The organism is Kitasatospora griseola (genome assembly GCF_044999035.1).
GTDB lineage: Bacteria > Actinomycetota > Actinomycetes > Streptomycetales > Streptomycetaceae > Kitasatospora > Kitasatospora griseola.
Map to the genome: position 1 here is coordinate 6,450,433 of NZ_CP173360.1, position 15,079 is coordinate 6,465,511.

The 15,079-nt window shown below is 73.4% G+C and carries 14 protein-coding genes; 9 read left to right on the forward strand and 5 right to left on the reverse strand.

What is annotated here, in order from left to right:
- The first annotated feature begins 229 nt into the window (after nucleotides 1–229).
- Complete coding sequence (locus ACI1MP_RS29255) at nucleotides 230–1,432, forward strand: geranylgeranyl reductase family protein (protein WP_380341510.1); 1,203 nt, start codon at nucleotides 230–232, stop codon at nucleotides 1,430–1,432.
- Nucleotides 1,433–1,551: 119 nt separating this feature from the next.
- Here the strand turns inward: ACI1MP_RS29255 and ACI1MP_RS29260 are convergent, their stop codons facing one another.
- Nucleotides 1,552–3,834, reverse strand: a complete 2,283-nt coding sequence (locus tag ACI1MP_RS29260) for a glycosyl hydrolase family 18 protein (RefSeq protein WP_380341491.1) — start codon at nucleotides 3,832–3,834, stop codon at nucleotides 1,552–1,554.
- A 171-nt stretch (nucleotides 3,835–4,005) separates the two neighbouring features.
- On the opposite strand from ACI1MP_RS29260, the gene ACI1MP_RS29265 reads away from it, so the two are divergent.
- Nucleotides 4,006–4,644 (forward strand): hypothetical protein, encoded by a 639-nt coding sequence (locus tag ACI1MP_RS29265; protein ID WP_189275806.1) that lies wholly within the window; start codon nucleotides 4,006–4,008, stop codon nucleotides 4,642–4,644.
- A gap of 7 nt (nucleotides 4,645–4,651) precedes the next feature.
- On the opposite strand, the gene ACI1MP_RS29270 is transcribed toward ACI1MP_RS29265, so the two are convergent.
- Nucleotides 4,652–5,638 carry an ArsR/SmtB family transcription factor gene (locus ACI1MP_RS29270; RefSeq protein ID WP_380341488.1) on the reverse strand — a complete coding sequence of 329 codons (987 nt, stop codon included), beginning with the start codon at nucleotides 5,636–5,638 and terminating at the stop codon, nucleotides 4,652–4,654.
- 83 nt (nucleotides 5,639–5,721) lie between these two features.
- On the opposite strand from ACI1MP_RS29270, the gene ACI1MP_RS29275 reads away from it, so the two are divergent.
- Nucleotides 5,722–6,978 carry an MFS transporter gene (locus ACI1MP_RS29275; RefSeq protein WP_380341485.1) on the forward strand — a complete coding sequence of 419 codons (1,257 nt, stop codon included), beginning with the start codon at nucleotides 5,722–5,724 and terminating at the stop codon, nucleotides 6,976–6,978.
- Between the two features lie 60 nt (nucleotides 6,979–7,038).
- On the opposite strand, the gene ACI1MP_RS29280 is transcribed toward ACI1MP_RS29275, so the two are convergent.
- Nucleotides 7,039–8,229: a glycoside hydrolase family 19 protein gene (locus tag ACI1MP_RS29280; RefSeq protein ID WP_380341482.1), complete on the reverse strand. Its 1,191-nt coding sequence runs from the start codon at nucleotides 8,227–8,229 to the stop codon at nucleotides 7,039–7,041.
- Nucleotides 8,230–8,425: 196 nt separating this feature from the next.
- Between ACI1MP_RS29280 and ACI1MP_RS29285 the strand changes: the two genes are divergently transcribed.
- The 4 genes from ACI1MP_RS29285 (at nucleotide 8,426) to ACI1MP_RS29300 (ending at nucleotide 10,615) form a co-directional block, all read left to right on the forward strand.
- Nucleotides 8,426–9,190: an enoyl-CoA hydratase family protein gene (locus tag ACI1MP_RS29285; protein ID WP_189275802.1), complete on the forward strand. Its 765-nt coding sequence runs from the start codon at nucleotides 8,426–8,428 to the stop codon at nucleotides 9,188–9,190.
- Nucleotides 9,191–9,294: 104 nt separating this feature from the next.
- Nucleotides 9,295–10,062: a DapH/DapD/GlmU-related protein gene (locus ACI1MP_RS29290; RefSeq protein ID WP_043909052.1), complete on the forward strand. Its 768-nt coding sequence runs from the start codon at nucleotides 9,295–9,297 to the stop codon at nucleotides 10,060–10,062.
- Between the two features lie 220 nt (nucleotides 10,063–10,282).
- Complete coding sequence (locus ACI1MP_RS29295) at nucleotides 10,283–10,462, forward strand: hypothetical protein (RefSeq protein ID WP_404869835.1); 180 nt, start codon at nucleotides 10,283–10,285, stop codon at nucleotides 10,460–10,462.
- A gap of 9 nt (nucleotides 10,463–10,471) precedes the next feature.
- Nucleotides 10,472–10,615, forward strand: a complete 144-nt coding sequence (locus ACI1MP_RS29300; RefSeq protein WP_404869836.1) for a hypothetical protein — start codon at nucleotides 10,472–10,474, stop codon at nucleotides 10,613–10,615.
- Nucleotides 10,616–10,686: 71 nt separating this feature from the next.
- Here ACI1MP_RS29300 and ACI1MP_RS29305 read toward each other — a convergent pair whose 3' ends face one another.
- Nucleotides 10,687–11,904 (reverse strand): MFS transporter, encoded by a 1,218-nt coding sequence (locus ACI1MP_RS29305; protein ID WP_404869837.1) that lies wholly within the window; start codon nucleotides 11,902–11,904, stop codon nucleotides 10,687–10,689.
- 56 nt (nucleotides 11,905–11,960) lie between these two features.
- Here ACI1MP_RS29305 and ACI1MP_RS29310 point away from each other — a divergent pair, with 56 nt between their 5' ends.
- A complete protein-coding gene (locus ACI1MP_RS29310) occupies nucleotides 11,961–13,169 on the forward strand; it encodes an ROK family protein (RefSeq protein WP_404869838.1) in 1,209 nt (402 codons plus the stop codon).
- Nucleotides 13,170–13,321: 152 nt separating this feature from the next.
- On the opposite strand, the gene ACI1MP_RS29315 is transcribed toward ACI1MP_RS29310, so the two are convergent.
- Nucleotides 13,322–14,050, reverse strand: coding sequence for a polyprenol monophosphomannose synthase (locus ACI1MP_RS29315; protein WP_380341469.1), 729 nt, complete (start codon nucleotides 14,048–14,050; stop codon nucleotides 13,322–13,324).
- Nucleotides 14,051–14,171: 121 nt separating this feature from the next.
- Between ACI1MP_RS29315 and ACI1MP_RS29320 the strand changes: the two genes are divergently transcribed.
- Nucleotides 14,172–15,038, forward strand: coding sequence for a PhzF family phenazine biosynthesis protein (locus ACI1MP_RS29320; RefSeq protein WP_380341466.1), 867 nt, complete (start codon nucleotides 14,172–14,174; stop codon nucleotides 15,036–15,038).
- Nucleotides 15,039–15,079 lie beyond the last annotated feature (41 nt).

Genomic DNA, 15,079 nt, shown 5'->3' on the forward strand with positions numbered 1-15,079 from the left:
GGGTGTGCGGCGGGCCGGTTGGGCGCGCGTCGTCCGGCCGGGGTCCGGGAAGGGCGGGTCCTGGCCGGAGAGCGGGGCGGGCAGATTAGGATGGGCGACCGTGACTGACACCGGTAGCACCCAGGACCTGGATCCCGTCGAGCCGGTCGCGGCCCTTGCCGACGACGCCGGTGACGAGGCGTTGGACGTTGCGTCGGACGAGCCGTCGGCGGAACACGTGAGCACGGACGTGGAGGCGGACGCCGAGCGGGCCGCGCTGCTCGACGGGGTGTGGGACGTGGTGGTGGTCGGCGCCGGGCCGGCCGGGTCGTCGGCGGCGTACGCGGCCGCGACGCGGGGTCGGCGGGTGCTGCTGCTCGACAAGGCCGAGCACCCCCGGTACAAGACCTGCGGCGGCGGCATCATCGGCCCGTCCCGGGACTCGCTGCCGGCCGACTTCAAGCTCCCGCTGCAGGACCGGATCTCGGCCGTCACGTTCGCGCTGAACGGCAAGTGGACGCGCACCCGGCGCTCGAAGCGGATGCTGTTCGGCGTGGTCAACCGCGACGAGTTCGACCTCCGGCTGGTGCAGGCCGCCGAGCAGGCCGGCGCGGTGCTGGTCACCGGCGTCACCGCGACCGGCGTCGAGCAGCAGGGCGGTGACAGCCGGACCGTCTTCGTGACGCTGGCCGGCGGCGGGCGGGTGGAGGCGCGGGCCGTGGTCGGCGCGGACGGCTCCGCGAGCCGGATCGGCCGTCACGTCGGCGTCAGCTTCGACCAGATCGACCTCGGCCTGGAGGCGGAGATCCCCGTCCCCGAGTCGGTCTCCCGCGAGTGGGCCGGACGCATCCACCTGGACTGGGGTCCGCTGCCCGGTTCCTACGGGTGGGTCTTCCCGAAGACCGACTCCGGGACGCTGACCGTCGGCGTGATCTCGGCGCGCGGGCAGGGCGAGCAGACCAAGCAGTACCTGGCCGACTACATCCGGCGGCTCGGCCTGTCCGGGTTCACGCCGCTGGTGGAGTCCGGGCACCTGACGCGCTGCCGGGCCGAGGACTCGCCGCTGTCCCGCGGCCGGGTGCTGGTGGCGGGCGACGCGGCCGGTCTGCTGGAGCCGTGGACCCGCGAGGGCATCTCGTACGCGCTGCGCTCGGGTCGGCTGGCCGGCGAGTGGGCGGTGCAGGTCGCCGAGGCGAACGGGGCGGCGGACGTGCGGCGCCAGGCGCTGAACTACTCGTTCGCGATCAAGGCGGGCCTGGGCGTGGAGATGCGGGCCGGCAAGATCATGCTGGCCTCGTTCGAGAAGCGCCCGCACATGTTCCACGCGGCCGTCTCGCTGATCACCCCGGCGTGGCGGGCGTTCGCCCGGACCACCCAGGGGCACACGACGTTCGCGCAGCTCATGCGGGACCACCGGGCGGCGCGGAAGCTGGCGTCGATCGCCGGTCGCTAGGCTCGGCCGGAGTCGTGGATCCGCCCGGGGAGGGGAGTTCCCTCCCCGGGCGGATCCGTTCGTGCGGCGGGGCGCGGGGGTTGGGGTTCGGGGGGCTTCCCCGCGCCCCTGACAGGGGGTTACTTCAGGCCGGTGTCCAGGCTGTTCATCAGGGTGCCGGAGGGGGTGTCGCCGGACATCTCCCAGACCATGGCGCCCAGCAGGTTCTTGGACTTGAGCCAGGCGGTCTTCTGGGCGATGGACCAGGGGTCGTCGAAGGTCCACCACTGGCCGCCGTTGCCGGTGTAGCCGTAGGTGGAGACGGAGACCGGGTCGTGGTGGACGGTGAGGTTGGGCACCGAGGTGATCAGGTTGTTGTAGCCGCGGGTGCCGGCCTCCTCGGCGAACTGGCCGGGTGCGGCGCCGTTGGCGGCCTGCCAGGCGCCGTGGGCTCCGCCGTCGGTGACGTTCTGCCAGCCGCGGCCGTAGAACGGGAAGCCGATGGTGAGTTTGCGCGGGTTGACGCCGGCGTCGAGGTAGGTGTTGACGGCGTTCTCGACCGAGAAGTGGAACGGGTAGGGGTCGGTCGGGTCGGTGTGCAGGTTGGCCTGCTGGCCGGTGCGGTTGGGCTCCCAGGAGTTGTCGGAGCCGGAGCCGTGGAAGTCGTAGCCCTGGACGTTGGCGATGTCGAGGTACCGGAAGATCTGTGAGAGGTCCCAGCCCTGGGCGATCTTGGCGGGGTCGGCGGGGGTGAAGGCGGTGAGCAGCTTGTGCGGGCCGCCGAGGGCGTCGAGCTGCCGGCGGAACTCGGCGAGCAGCAGGGTCAGGTTGGCCTTGTCGGCGGTGTTCCAGTGGTTGCCGGGGTGGCCGTCCGCGGAGCCGGGCCACTCCCAGTCGAGGTCGATGCCGTCGAAGATGCCCGCGCCGGTGCCGGGGCCGCCCGCGCCGTTGTAGGCGGGCAGGTTGCCCTTGATCCAGATGTCGATGCAGGAGGAGACGAGCTTCTTGCGGGAGGCGTCGGTGGCGGCCGCGTCGGAGAAGAACTTGGAGTACGTCCAGCCGCCGAGCGAGACCACGACCTTGAGACCGGGGTACTTGGCCTTGAGCTTCTTCAGCTGGTTGAGGTTGCCGCGCAGCGGCGACCAGCCGTCGTCGGCGACGCCGTCCACGGACTGGGCGGCGCTCATCGGCCGGGCGTAGTCGGCGTCGGCGTCACCGGCGCCGGTGCCCTGGTCGGGGTCCTCGGGGTTGGAGGTGGTGCCCTTGGTGACGCCGGCCAGGCAGGTCAGGTTGACCGGGTCGATGTTCTCGAAGGCGTAGTTGACGACGTCGAGCTTGGCGGCGCTGCCGGAGGTGTCGAGGTTCTTGACGAAGTACTGGCGGCCGTAGATGCCCCACTGGACGAAGTAGCCGACCCGGGTGTACTTCCCGGGTCCGGCGAGGTCGCCGGTGGTGACGGTGAGGGCGTTGGAGGCGGGGGAGTTGTTGTCGGCGGCGTCCCGGGCCTTGACCGTGAAGGTGTACGGGGTGGCGGGGGAGAGCTGCCCGACGGTGGCCGTGGTGGTGCCGACGGTCTGCACGAGGGCGTCGCCCTGGTAGACGTCGTACGCGGCGACCCGCTTGTTGTCGGTGGCGGCGTCCCAGACGAGGGCGACGCTCGTGGAGGTGACGCCGGTGGAGCGCAGGTTGCCCGGGGCGGTCGGCGGCACGGTGTCGGTGGCCGGGTCGACGGTGGAGAAGAACACCGGGGTGCTGAGCGGGCCGGTGTTGCCGCGGGTGTCCTTGGCGCGGACGTTCAGGGTGTAGGTGGTCGCCGGGGTGAGGCCGGTGAGGGTGGTGGACAGGCCGGTCGCGGAGCCGAGGACCGTCGAGCCGTTGAGGATGTCGTACGAGGCGACCGGGAAGTCGCCCTTGCTCGCGGCGGTCCAGCTCAGCGCGAGGCTGTGCGCGGTGGCGTCGACCAGCGTCGGGGCACCGGGCGCGGTCGGCGGGACGTCCGGGGTGCCGTCGCACTTGTCGCCGTTGACGCGGCAGTTGAGCGGCGCGGTGATCGGGCCGTTGCCGATGAACCAGAAGCTGTACGGCTCGGTGGAGCCGTTCGGCTGCACGGTCGCGTTGTAGTACGCGTTGGTGGCGACCACGTGGCTGCCGGTGGTGGTGGCCGTGCCGTTGTAGGTGCCGGTCATGGTGACGCCGGACGGCAGGTCGAACTCCAGCGTCCACCCGGTGACGGCGGTGGCATTGGGGTTCTTGACGACGAACGTGCCCTTCCACCAGGAGCCGTAGTTGTCGCTGGTGAAGGTGGCGGTGAGCTTGGCCGCGGCGTGCGCGGGGGTGGCGGCGAGCAGGGCGATCGGCAGGGCGAGCGTGGCCAGCAGAGCCAGCAGTCTGGCCCGGAGGCGCTTCCTGGAGCGGACGTGCATCGGTACTCCCTGTCTGGTGTGGGGGATTCCGTACAGGGGTGCCGGGGAGCCGGCAACAGGAGGGTAAGTGGACTGGACCAACTCGTCAACAGGTCTATACCGGACGGAGGTTGACAGTCCGGCGGGGCCATGATCCACCGAGTGTCGGTGGTGGCAGGCAGGATCTCCGGCATGGGACTCGACGTGATGGTGGGCGCGCTGATCGGCGCCGAGGAGGACGTGGCGGACTGGTTCCGCGAGGAGTGCGCGACGATCGGCGCGGTACTGGAGCGCGAGGGCCTGCCCGGCTGGCAGGAGCCGGTCGACGGCCCCCGGTTCAGCGACCGGGTGTGGGGGTACTCGGGGCTGCACACGCTGCGCCGCGTCGCCGCGCACCTGGCCGCGAACGGGCGGCTGCCCGAGCCGCTGGCCGAGGGCGACCGGGCCTCCGAGGACCCGGAGTTGCGGGAGGCCTACTACGACATACCGGACGACCCGGCCGGCCCGTTCGACCACCTGATCCACCACTCGGACTGCGAGGGCTACTACGTCCCCGTGGACTTCGGGCCGGTGCTGATCGACGAGGAGCTGTCCGGCGGGATGCTCGGGTCCTCGGTGCGGCTGCTGGCCGAGCTGAGGACCGTGGCCGAGGCGCTCGGCCTGCCCGCGGACCTCGACCCGTACGCGGACGAGGTGACCGCGGTGCTCGACGGCGAGGTCGCGGACCCCGAGGGCTGGCAGCGCTACGGCACCGAGTCGTTCATCTGCCTCCAGCTGATGCGGGCGGCCGAGCTGTCGGTGCGGACCGGCGCGGCGATCGCGTTCTGCTGACGCTCCGTCAAGGGCCGATCAGCTGCTCGGCGAGCGGGCTGCGCGCGTACAGCACCAGGCGGCCGTGCCGGGCCCGGGTGACCAGCCGGGTGGCGTGCAGGACGGCGAGGTGCTGGCTGACCGCGCCGGGGGTGACGCCCAGGCGGCGGGCCAACTCGGTGGTGGCGGTGGGCTCCTGGAGCAGCGCCAGGACGCGGGCCTTGGGGACGCCGATCAGCTGTTCCAGGGCCTGCGGGGCGGGCGGCGGGTCGGCCGGGCCGGTCAGGTTGCCCTGGCCGCGCGCCATGTAGCTGATCGACGGGGTGAGGTCGGGGCCGATCGCGGTGATCGCGCCGCGCGCGAAGCAGGTCGGCAGCAGGGCCAGGCCGCGCCGGTCCACCACGATGTCGAGGTCGCCGTCTCCCCAGTTCCGGTCGATGGTCAGCGCCCCGTCCGTCCAGCGCAGCCGGTGGTCGAGGTCGGCGAACAGGCCGGCCGCGCCGCGCTCGGCCAGCACCCGGGCGCGGTGCACGATGTCGGCGTGCAGCACCGAGCGGGCGCGCGGCCACCAGGCGGGCTCCAGCACCCGCGTCCAGTACTGCTCCAGGGCGTCGGCGATCCGCCCGATCAGCTCCGCCGGGCGGTCGTCGAAGGCGGCCAGCAGCGGCGGCACCTCGCGGTCGTGCGGCCGGAAGGTGATGTCCAACTCGCCTCGCAGCCGGGCCGGTTCGAAGGCGCGGACGGCCGCCAGCTCGGCCGCGAAGTCCGGGAACGGGACGCTCGGGCGGGGTGTCATGAAGTCCGGCACGTACTTGTTGCTCGCCACCAGGGCGCGCAGCAGCGGTGCGCCCGGCAGTGCCTCGAAGGCCGGGCGCATCGTCTCGAACGCCGCCCCGTGCGGGTACTGGCCCGGGTGCGTCCACATCCGCAGGCTGAGCACCGTCTCCTGCAGCGGCGAGCAGGCGAAGTAGGTGGCGGCCAGATCGGCCAGGCCCAGCCGGAAGCGCAGCACCACGGTGTTCCCCCTGTCCGGGCCCGAGGATTCAGGTCCGGGCTAAATCAATACCACGGGCGCTCCGTACCCGGTCTGATCGGATCATGACCGCCACTGAACTCGCGGCCGACGAGGCCGCGTTGCCCAGCCATGCCCGGAGCCGGTTCGCCCGGCTGCTGCCCCAGGACCCGGCGCTGCGCCGGCTGTCCGTGATCACCCTGATCAACACGGCGGGCAACGGCCTGTCGATGACCCTGTCGGTGCTGTTCTTCACCCGCATCCTGGGTTTCGGGGTCGCGCAGGTCGGCGTGGTGCTGACCGTCGCGGGGGCGTTCGGGCTGGCGGCGGGCATGCCGGCGGGCTGGCTGTCCGACCGGTTCGGGCCCAAGCCGGTGCTGGTGGTGCTGCTGGTGGCCCAGGGGGTGTGCTCGGTCGGGTACGTGCTGGTGCACGACCTGGCGGTGTTCGCGGTGCTGGCCTGCCTGGTGGCCGTCACCGACCGGGGCGGCATGGCGGTGCGCGGCGCGCTGTTCGCCGAGGTGCTGCCCCAGGACGGTCGGGTGGCGGGCCGGGCGTACCTGCGCTCGGTCACCAACATCGGCATCGGGCTGGGCACCGTCGCCGCTGCGGTGGTGCTCCAACTCGACAGTCGGGGCGCGTACTTGGCGGCACTGCTGTTCGACGGCGCGACGTACGGCGTGATCGCGGTGATGTACCTGCTGATGGTGCACGTTCCGCCGCGGACCGCCGAGCACGCCGCGGAGGCGAAGGCCGGGGGCGGGATGCGCGCGGTGCTGCGGGACGGGCGCTACCTGGCGGCGACGGGCCTGAACGCGGTGATCACCCTGCAGTTCGTGATGATCGAGGTCGGCGTGCCGCTGTGGGTGGTGCGGGAGACCGACGCGCCGCGCTGGATGGCGGCCGGCGCGCTGCTGGTGAACACCGGGCTGGTGATCGCCCTCCAGGTGCGGGCCACCCGGGGCACCGAGGAGATCGGCGCGGCCGCCCGGGTCTTCCGGCGCGGTGCGCTGCTGGTGGCCGGCTCCTGCGCGGTGCTGGCGCTGGCCGCGGGCCTGCCCGGCTGGGTCGCGGCGCTGGTGATCGCCGTCGGCGTCGGACTCCAGGCGCTCGGTGAGGTGTACAGCCAGGCCGGCGCGTGGGCGCTGGGCTACGACCTGGCGAAGGAGCACGCGCAGGGCGCCTACCAGGGCGTCTTCAGCACCGGCATGTCGGGCGCGATGATGTTCGGCCCGGTGCTGATCACCTCGGTGGTGATCGCCAACGGCACGGCCGGCTGGCTGCTGCTGGCCGCGATGTTCGCCGCCGCGGGCGTCGGCATGACGATGCTGGTGCGCCGCTGACCCGGCAGCGCGCGGCGGGCGCGGGTGACGGACCGTCACCCGCGCCCGCCGTCGTGCCGGCTAGCAGCTCAGGTTCGAGCCGGTCGGGACGCCGAGGATGGCGGAGAAGGAGGTGTAGGCGTTGATCCGGCTCTGGACCTGGGCGGGGTTGCCGCCGTTGCACTCCAGGGAGCCGTTGATGGAGCGGATGGTCTCGCCGAAGCCCTTGCCGTTGACCATGGCGTTGTGCGCGGTCATGGTGCCCGGGCCGTTCTGGGTCATCCAGTACCAGATGCCGGTCTTCCAGGCGACGGCCGCGTCGGTCTGCACCAGGTTCGGGTTGTTCAGCAGGTCGATGCCGAGCGCGTCGCCGGCCGCCTTGTAGTTGAAGTTCCAGCTCAGCTGGATCGGACCGCGCCCGTAGTAGGCGGCCTGGCCGGCCGGGCAGCCGTAGGGCTGGGTGGTGTCGCAGTAGTGCGGGTAGTTGGCGGTGTTCTGCTCGACGACGTACACCAGCCCGCCGGTCTCGTGGTTGATGTTGGCGAGGAAGGCCGCCGCCTCCTGCTTCTTCACGGTGTCGGAGCCGGTGCCCGCGAACGCCGGGTAGGCGCTCAGCGCCGCGACCAGCCCGTTGTACGTGTAGAACGGGTTCCGGCTCGGGAACATCTGGTTGAACTGGGCCTCGGAGACCACGAATCCGCCCGGGTCGGGGCTGGTCGAGGTGCTGGTGGTGGGGCTCGGCGAGGGCTGGTCGTCGGCGCAGTTCGACGGGCTCCAGTACCAGGTGGAGATCGTCGGGTCGTAGCCCGGGTTGTCGTGGGTGGCGACGTAGAACTTGCCGTTGGGCACGTACTTGACCACCGTGCCGGTGGTGTACTGGGTGCCCGCCACCCAGACCTGGAAGGCGCAGACCGTCCCGGACGGCTTCGGGCTGGGCGAGGTGCCGGTGGAGGTCGGGCTCGGGCTCGGCGAGGTGCCGCCGCCGGTGCCGCAGGCGCCCTGGTCGGCCCAGACGCCCGAGCCGCCGGTGCTCGGCGTCTCGCCCTGGGTCCACCACTTGGCGTTCCAGTTGTGGCCGTTGTACGAGGCGGTCATGCCGCCGGTGTACACCTGCGAGGCCGCGTACGGGCTCGCGCAGGCGGTGGCGGCGGTGGAGGAGGTCGGCACCATGACGGCCAGTCCGGTGACGGCCAGTGCGCCGGTCAGCAGGGCGGCGATCCGGCCGCGGCGGGAGTGCGAACGGTGTGCGGCGAGTGTGCGGGTGGGGGACATCGGCCACTCCTTGTGGGGGGAACGAGCGGTGTGTCGAGCACTCAACCCAGGGTGACCGTTAACAGTCAATAGGTCTAGACCTTAAGAGAATTGAGGGTGTGTACGCACGGGGTACTGGTCAGTCGGGGCGCTGTCGTGCCAGGGTGCAGGCGGACACCGTCCGACCCACCCTCAGCCGGAAGGCAGGCCAGCCCAGATGACCAGCGAAGCTCCCCTCCTGCGCCGCAGCACCGCCGACGCCGTCACCACCCTCGAACTCGACTCCCCGCACAACCGCAACGCGCTCTCCACCCGGCTGATGGCCGAACTCACCCGCGGCCTGGCCGACGCCGCCGCCGACCCCGAGGTCCGGGCGGTCGTCCTCGGCCACACCGGCCGGGTGTTCTGCGCCGGCGCCGACCTCTCCGAGGCGACCGGCGACGACCCCACCGTCGGACCGCGCGGCCTGGTCGCCCTGCAGCGCGCCATCGTCGACTGCCCCAAGCCGGTGATCGCCCGACTCGACGGCCACGTCCGGGCCGGCGGGCTCGGCCTGGTCGGCGCCTGCGACCTCGCCGTCGCCGGACCCGACTGCACCTTCGCCTTCACCGAGGCCCGCCTCGGCCTCGCCCCCGCCGTCATCTCGCTGCCGCTGCGCCCCAAGCTGGAGCCGCGCGCCGCCGCCCGCTACTACCTCACCGGCGAGACCTTCGACTCCGCCGAGGCGGCCCGGATCGGCCTGGTCACCGAGGCCGCCGACGACACCGGCGCCGCGCTGAAGACCGTGCTGGACGCGCTGCGGCTGTGCTCGCCGCAGGGCCTCGCCGAGTCCAAGCGGCTGGCCAACGCCGCCGTCCGGGAGTCCTTCGAGCGGCACACCGAGGAGCTGGTCGCCCAGTCCGCGCGGCTGTTCGGCTCCGAGGAGGCGCAGGAGGGGATGCGCGCGTTCCTGGAGAAGCGGCCCGCGCGCTGGGTGCGCTGACCCGGACGGGTGCGCTGACCTGGGCGTACGCCGGAAGTTACCGGCCGGTGTGAGTTTGGTCCCGTTGCCTGCCGCGGGCCGCTGCCGGCCGATACGGTGTGCGCATGTCGATCGTCCGCGCGCTGCTGGGATCCGTCCGTGAGAGGTCGCGCCGGGCGGCCGGGCGCGCGGTGCACCGCGGCTGGCGCTGGGTGCAGGACGCCGGCGCCGTCAGCAACCGGAGCCCCGGGCCGTACCGGTTCGGGGAGCTCGGCGACGGCACCAAGCTGGCGTTCCCGCTCGGCACCGTGTTCAACGAGCAGTGGATCACCATCGGGCCGTTCTCCATCATCGGCGAACGCGTCACCATCTCGGCCGGCTTCCTGCCCGGGCTCGACCTCGGCCCCGAGCCGATCGTCCGGATCGGCGGCGGCTGCGTGATCGGCCGCGGCAGCCACATCGTCGGCCACCAGCAGATCGTGCTCGGCGACGACGTGTGGACCGGCCCGAACGTGTACATCACCGACCAGGCCCACGAGTACCGCGACACCGAACTGCCCATCGGCAAGCAGTGGCCGCGCAACGAGCCGGTCTCGATCGGCGCCGGCTCCTGGATCGGCACCGGCGCGGTGATCCTGCCCGGCGCCCGGCTCGGCCGCAACGTGGTGGTCGCCGCCAACTCGGTGGTCTCGGGCGAGGTCCCCGACTTCGCGGTGGTGGCCGGCGCCCCCGCCCGCCAGGTCCGCACCTGGAACCCCGAGGACGGCTGGCAGCCGCCGATCCGCCACGAGGCCCCGCGCCCCGTCCCCGACGGCGTCACCGCCGAGCAGCTCCGCGCCCTGGTCGGCTGGGACCTGCGCCTGCCCGGCGAGAACACCGCCCCCGAGGCGTAGCCGCCGGACGGCGCTCCGAAGGCCGTGGCACGGGGTGCAACGACTGTCACAGGTGGACAACACCCGAGACCGGGAGGGCCGGATCGGCGTGGTGAGGGCTGTCGAGTGGGGCAGGATGCTGCCTCGTGGATCTTGGAAGTGCCGGGGTCGGGCCGCGGGGGCGCCGACAGGTCACGTCCCGGGTCCATGTCAACAGCTACGACGTCACCTGGAACCGACCGTGCGCCTCAGCCGTGTCACCGCCGCCGCCCTGACGGCGGGCGCCGCCAAGGGCACCACGTTCGTCTGCGGGCCCGACGTGCCCGGCGACGGCTGCTTCGAGGCGGTCGGCGAGCCCGAGGTCCACGACGTCGGCAACGACACCGCGACCCTGCTGCCGGACGAGAACCTGAAGGCCTAGGAGGTCGACGTGTTCGTCTTCATGAAGACCCAGGAGGCCTGCCTGCCGCACGAGCAGCCGGCCGCGCCGTACCGCTGCCACGGCAACCGGTACGCGGTGAAGCTCGACGCCAAGGGCGCGCTGCTGAGCGGCGCGCAGCTGTACCAGCCCTGACGGGGCCTCAATGACCGAACGGCGGCCTGGGCGCGTGGGGGCGTCCGGGCCGCCGTTCACCTGTGCGGGCGTCACGCCGCCCGGTGGCGGCGGACGGTGAGGGACAGCAGGCCCGCGAGGGCCGAGGTGGCGGCGACGGTGAGCAGTGCGGCGGGCAGGGAGAGCGCGTCGGCGAGGAAGCCGATCGCCGGCGGGCCGATCAGCATGCCCGCGTAGCCGAGGGTGGAGGCGGTGGCCACGCCCTGCGGGCCGGCCGCCGCGCCGGCCCGGGCGATGGCGAGCGGGAAGACGTTGGCCAGGCCGAGGCCGACCAGGACGAAGCCCGCGAGTGCGACGGCGACGGACGGGGCGAGGGCGGCGGTGGCCATGCCCGCGCAGGCGGCCAGGCCGCCGAACAGGACGACCCGGGTCTGGCCGAGGCGCTCGGAGAGCCAGGTGCCGGAGAGCCGGCCCGCCGTCATCGCGAACGCGAAGGCCGCGTAGCCCGCGGCGGCCGTGGCGGTGCTCGCGTGGACGTCGTCGGTGAGGTGCAGGGTGGCCCAGTCGGCGAGCGCGCCCTCGCCGTACGCGGTGCACAGGGCGGTCAGGCCGAGCAGCACCACGAGCAGCCGGGTGTGCCGGGAGAGCCGCGAAGTGGCGGGCTCCGCAGGGCTGTTGACGGGCCGCGGGCGGGCCGCGGGGGCGCGCAGCAGGGCGGTTCCGGCGGCGGCGGTGACGGCCAGTCCGAGGGCGGCGGCCGACGCCAGCGCCCAGGACGCGGAGAGCCGCCCGGCCAGCAGGCCGCCGACGGCCGCGCCGAGCAGGCCGCCGAGGCTGTAGCCCGCGTGGAAGCTGGGCATGACGGGCCGTCGGAGTTCGGCGACCAGGTCGACGGCGGCGCTGTTCATCGCCACGTTGGCCGCGCCGTAGCCGGCGCCGAACAGCAGCAGCACCGCGCCGAGGGCGAGCACCGAGTGGGTGTGCGCGGGCAGCGCGACGGCGAGCGAGAACACGCCGAGGGCGGCGACCGTGACGGGGCGGGAGCCGAAGCGCAGGCAGAGCCTGCCGACCAGCGCCATGGTGGCGACCGCGCCGGCCGAGATGCACAGCAGGGCCAGGCCCAGCGCGCTGTGCGAGGCCGCGACCTGCGCGCGGACGTCGGGGATGCGGACCACCCAGGCGGCGAACAGGAAGCCGTCGACGGCGAAGAAGGCGGTGAGGGCGAGGCGTGCCGCCGACCAGGAGGAGCGTCGGCCGGACGGGGAGGTGGAGGACGAGGGACGGGCTACTGTTTTGTTCATTAGCGGCACAAAGTCAGAATAGGGGTGTGCCGCACACACCTTCAAGCCCGAACCGGAGCCCAGCCGTGAGCACCCCGCGCCGCACCGCCCCCGACCGCGGCCGCACCCTGCTCGGACCGGCGCTGCGCCTGATCCACACCGGGCAGGCCCCGACCCGCTCCGCGCTCACCGGCGCCCTCGACGTCACCCGCGCCACCGCCGGCGCGGTCACCGGCGAACTGGAGGCGCTCGGTCTGATCAGCGTCGACTCCCGCCCGGCCGGCGGCGGCCGCGGCCGCCCCTCGCACCGCCTCGCGGTCGCCGACCCGGGCCCCGCCGTGCTCGCCGCCCAGCTGCACGCCGACGGCGTCTCCGCCGCGCTGGCCGGCCTCGGCGGCCGGCTGCTGGAGACCGTCCACCTGCCGCTGCCCGCCGACACCGCGCCCGGGCGCCTGCTCGGCGCCGTCGCCGCGGCCGGCGCGGAGCTCGCCCGGGGCAGCCGCCGCCGGGTGCTCGGCTTCGCCCTCGCGCTGCCCAACCCCGTCACCGAGCCCGACGGCACCGCGCTCGCCGCGCTGCACTTCGACTGGCCGTCCGGCACCCCCGTCGCCGACCTGTTCGCCGCACAGGTGGCCGACGCGGACCTCGGACCGCGCGCCCGTACCGCGCTCCCGACCGCCGTCGCCAACGACGCCAACCTGGCCGCGCTCGCCGAGCACCGGCACGGCGCCGGCCGCGACGCCCGGCACCTGCTGCTGGTCACCTCCGGGCACCGCGGCGTCGGCGGCGCGCTGGTCGTCGACGGCCGCCTGCACACCGGCAGTTCGGGCCTCGCGCTGGAGGTCGGCCACCTCACCGTCGACCCGCTCGGCCGGCCCTGCCCGTGCGGCAACCGCGGCTGCCTGAACGCCGAGACCGACACCGACGCGCTGTTCGCCGCCGCGAAGCGCCGCCCCGACCCCGGCCGGCCGCTGCTGGCGCAGGCCCGCGAACTGGCCCGCGACCCGGAGGCCGCCGACGCCGTCGAGCACGTGGTGGACCGCCTCGGCCTGGGCCTGGCCGGGCTGGTCAACATCCTCAACCCCGACCGGATCGTGCTCAGCGGCCTGCACCTGGACCTGCTGGCGGCCGCCCCCGACCGGCTGGCCGCCGTGGTCGCCGAACGCTGCCTGTGGGGCCGCAGCGGACGCGTCCCGATCGTCCCCGCGAAGGTCGCGCACGCCGGGCTGGTCGGGGCCGCCGAACTCGCCTGGGAGCCCTACCTGGACGACCCGCAGGCCGTGCTGGCCTCCTGAAACGGCGCCAGGAAACGGCGCCAGGAAACGGCGCCAGGAAACGGCGCCAGGAAACGGCGCCGCGAAACGGCGCCGCGAAACGGTGTCGGGAAAGGCGAACGGCGCGGGTCGACGGACCGTCGACCCGCGCCGTTCGGCGCACTACTGGGGCGTCACTTGCCGAAGCGGAGCTTCCAGGGAGCGACAGCCGACTCCAACTGCACGCCCAGGCTCATCTTCGACATGCCCTCGACCCGCTCCTCGAAGCGGATCGGCACCTCGGCGATGCGCATGCCGCGCTTGACCACGCGGTAGTTCATCTCCACCTGGAACGAGTAGCCGTTGGAGCGCACCGACTGCAGGTCGACCCGGCGCAGCGCCTGCGCCTCCCAGGCCTTGAAGCCGGCGGTGGCGTCCTTCACCTTCAGCTGCAGGATCGCGTTGACGTAGAAGTTCGCCCAGGCCGACAGCGCCTTGCGGTGCCACGGCCACTCCGACGCGGTCGAGCCGCCCGGCACGTAGCGCGAGCCCAGCACGACCGAGGCGTCGGTGGTGGTGAGCTTCTCCACCATGGCGGGGATCGCGGTGTGCGGGTGCGACAGGTCGGCGTCCATCTGGATCACGATGTCGGCGCCGTTCTCCAGCGCCTGCGTCATGCCCGCGATGTAGGCCCGGCCCAGGCCGTCCTTGTCGGTGCGGTGCAGCACGGTGAGGGTGCCGCCCGACTCGGCGGCCAGCTTCTCCGCCACGTCGCCCGTGCCGTCGGGGGAGTTGTCGTCCACTACCAGCACGTGCAGGTTCGGCATGCCGAGCTCGCCCAACCGACCTACCAGGACCGGGAGGTTCTCCCGCTCGTTGTACGTCGGAACAACTACAACAACCTTCGGGTGGGCCTCAGCCATGTTTCTTCTGTCCTCGATACGGTTATGAGAGCCGGATGCGGCAGTCTAGCGTTGATCCCCGCACGTACGTTCCGGGGGTCCGCCCGGGGAATCGGCGCGACCGGCCGTCCGTTGCCCGGACATGACCGACAACACCCCGGCCGATTCCGCCGCACCGCTGCAGTACGCCGCCTTCACCGCCGACCCCGCCGGCGGCAACCCGGCCGGCGTGGTGCTGGACGCCACCGCGCTCGACGACGCGCAGCAACTGGCCCTCGCCGCCCGGCTCGGCCACTCCGAGACGGCGTTCCTCACCCCCGTGCCCGACCAGCCGCGCACCCGCACCGTCCGCTACTTCAGCCCGCTGACGGAGGTGCCGTTCTGCGGGCACGCCACCATCGCCGCCGCCGTGGCGCTGGGCGAGCGGATCGGCCCCGGCGAGCTGCTGTTCGAGACCAAGGCCGGCCCGGTGCCGGTCGCGGTGGAGCGCACCCCGACCGGAGAGTTCACGGCGACGTTGACGAGTGTTCCGCCGAGCGTCGAGGACGTCGACCCGGCGGACCTGGCGGAGGCGCTCGACGCACTCGGCTGGCAGGCCGCCGAACTGGACGCGGAGCTGCCGCCGATGATCGCGTACGCCGGCGCCCGGCACCTGGTGATCGGCGCCGCCACCAGGGCCCGGCTGGCCGACCTCGACTACGACTTCGACGCGCTCGCCGCACTGATGCGCCGGCTGGACCTGGTGACCCTCCAGCTGGTCTGGGAGCAGGACGCCACCACCTTCCACGTCCGCGACCCGTTCCCGGTCGGCGGCATCGTCGAGGACCCGGCCACCGGCGCGGCCGCCGCCGCGTTCGGCGCCTACCTGCGCCACCTGCGCCACCTGGACACCGCCCGGCTGACGCTGCACCAGGGCGAGGACCTCGGCCGGCCCGGCCTGCTGACCGTCGGACTCACCGCCGGCGACACCCGGGTGCGGGTCACCGGCCGGGCGGTGCGGATCCCCTGACGGGCCGCGGGCGCGAACGCCTCGCCGGGCGTCGACCGCGT

Coding starts and splice junctions, on each gene's coding strand:
- ACI1MP_RS29260 (WP_380341491.1), bottom strand. CDS start 3,834: ATGCACGTCCGCTCCAGGAAGCGCCTCCGGGCCAGACTGCTGGCTCTG.
- ACI1MP_RS29265 (WP_189275806.1), top strand. CDS start 4,006: ATGGGACTCGACGTGATGGTGGGCGCGCTGATCGGCGCCGAGGAGGAC.
- ACI1MP_RS29275 (WP_380341485.1), top strand. CDS start 5,722: ATGACCGCCACTGAACTCGCGGCCGACGAGGCCGCGTTGCCCAGCCAT.
- ACI1MP_RS29280 (WP_380341482.1), bottom strand. CDS start 8,229: ATGTCCCCCACCCGCACACTCGCCGCACACCGTTCGCACTCCCGCCGC.
- ACI1MP_RS29285 (WP_189275802.1), top strand. CDS start 8,426: ATGACCAGCGAAGCTCCCCTCCTGCGCCGCAGCACCGCCGACGCCGTC.
- ACI1MP_RS29290 (WP_043909052.1), top strand. CDS start 9,295: ATGTCGATCGTCCGCGCGCTGCTGGGATCCGTCCGTGAGAGGTCGCGC.
- ACI1MP_RS29315 (WP_380341469.1), bottom strand. CDS start 14,050: ATGGCTGAGGCCCACCCGAAGGTTGTTGTAGTTGTTCCGACGTACAAC.
- ACI1MP_RS29320 (WP_380341466.1), top strand. CDS start 14,172: ATGACCGACAACACCCCGGCCGATTCCGCCGCACCGCTGCAGTACGCC.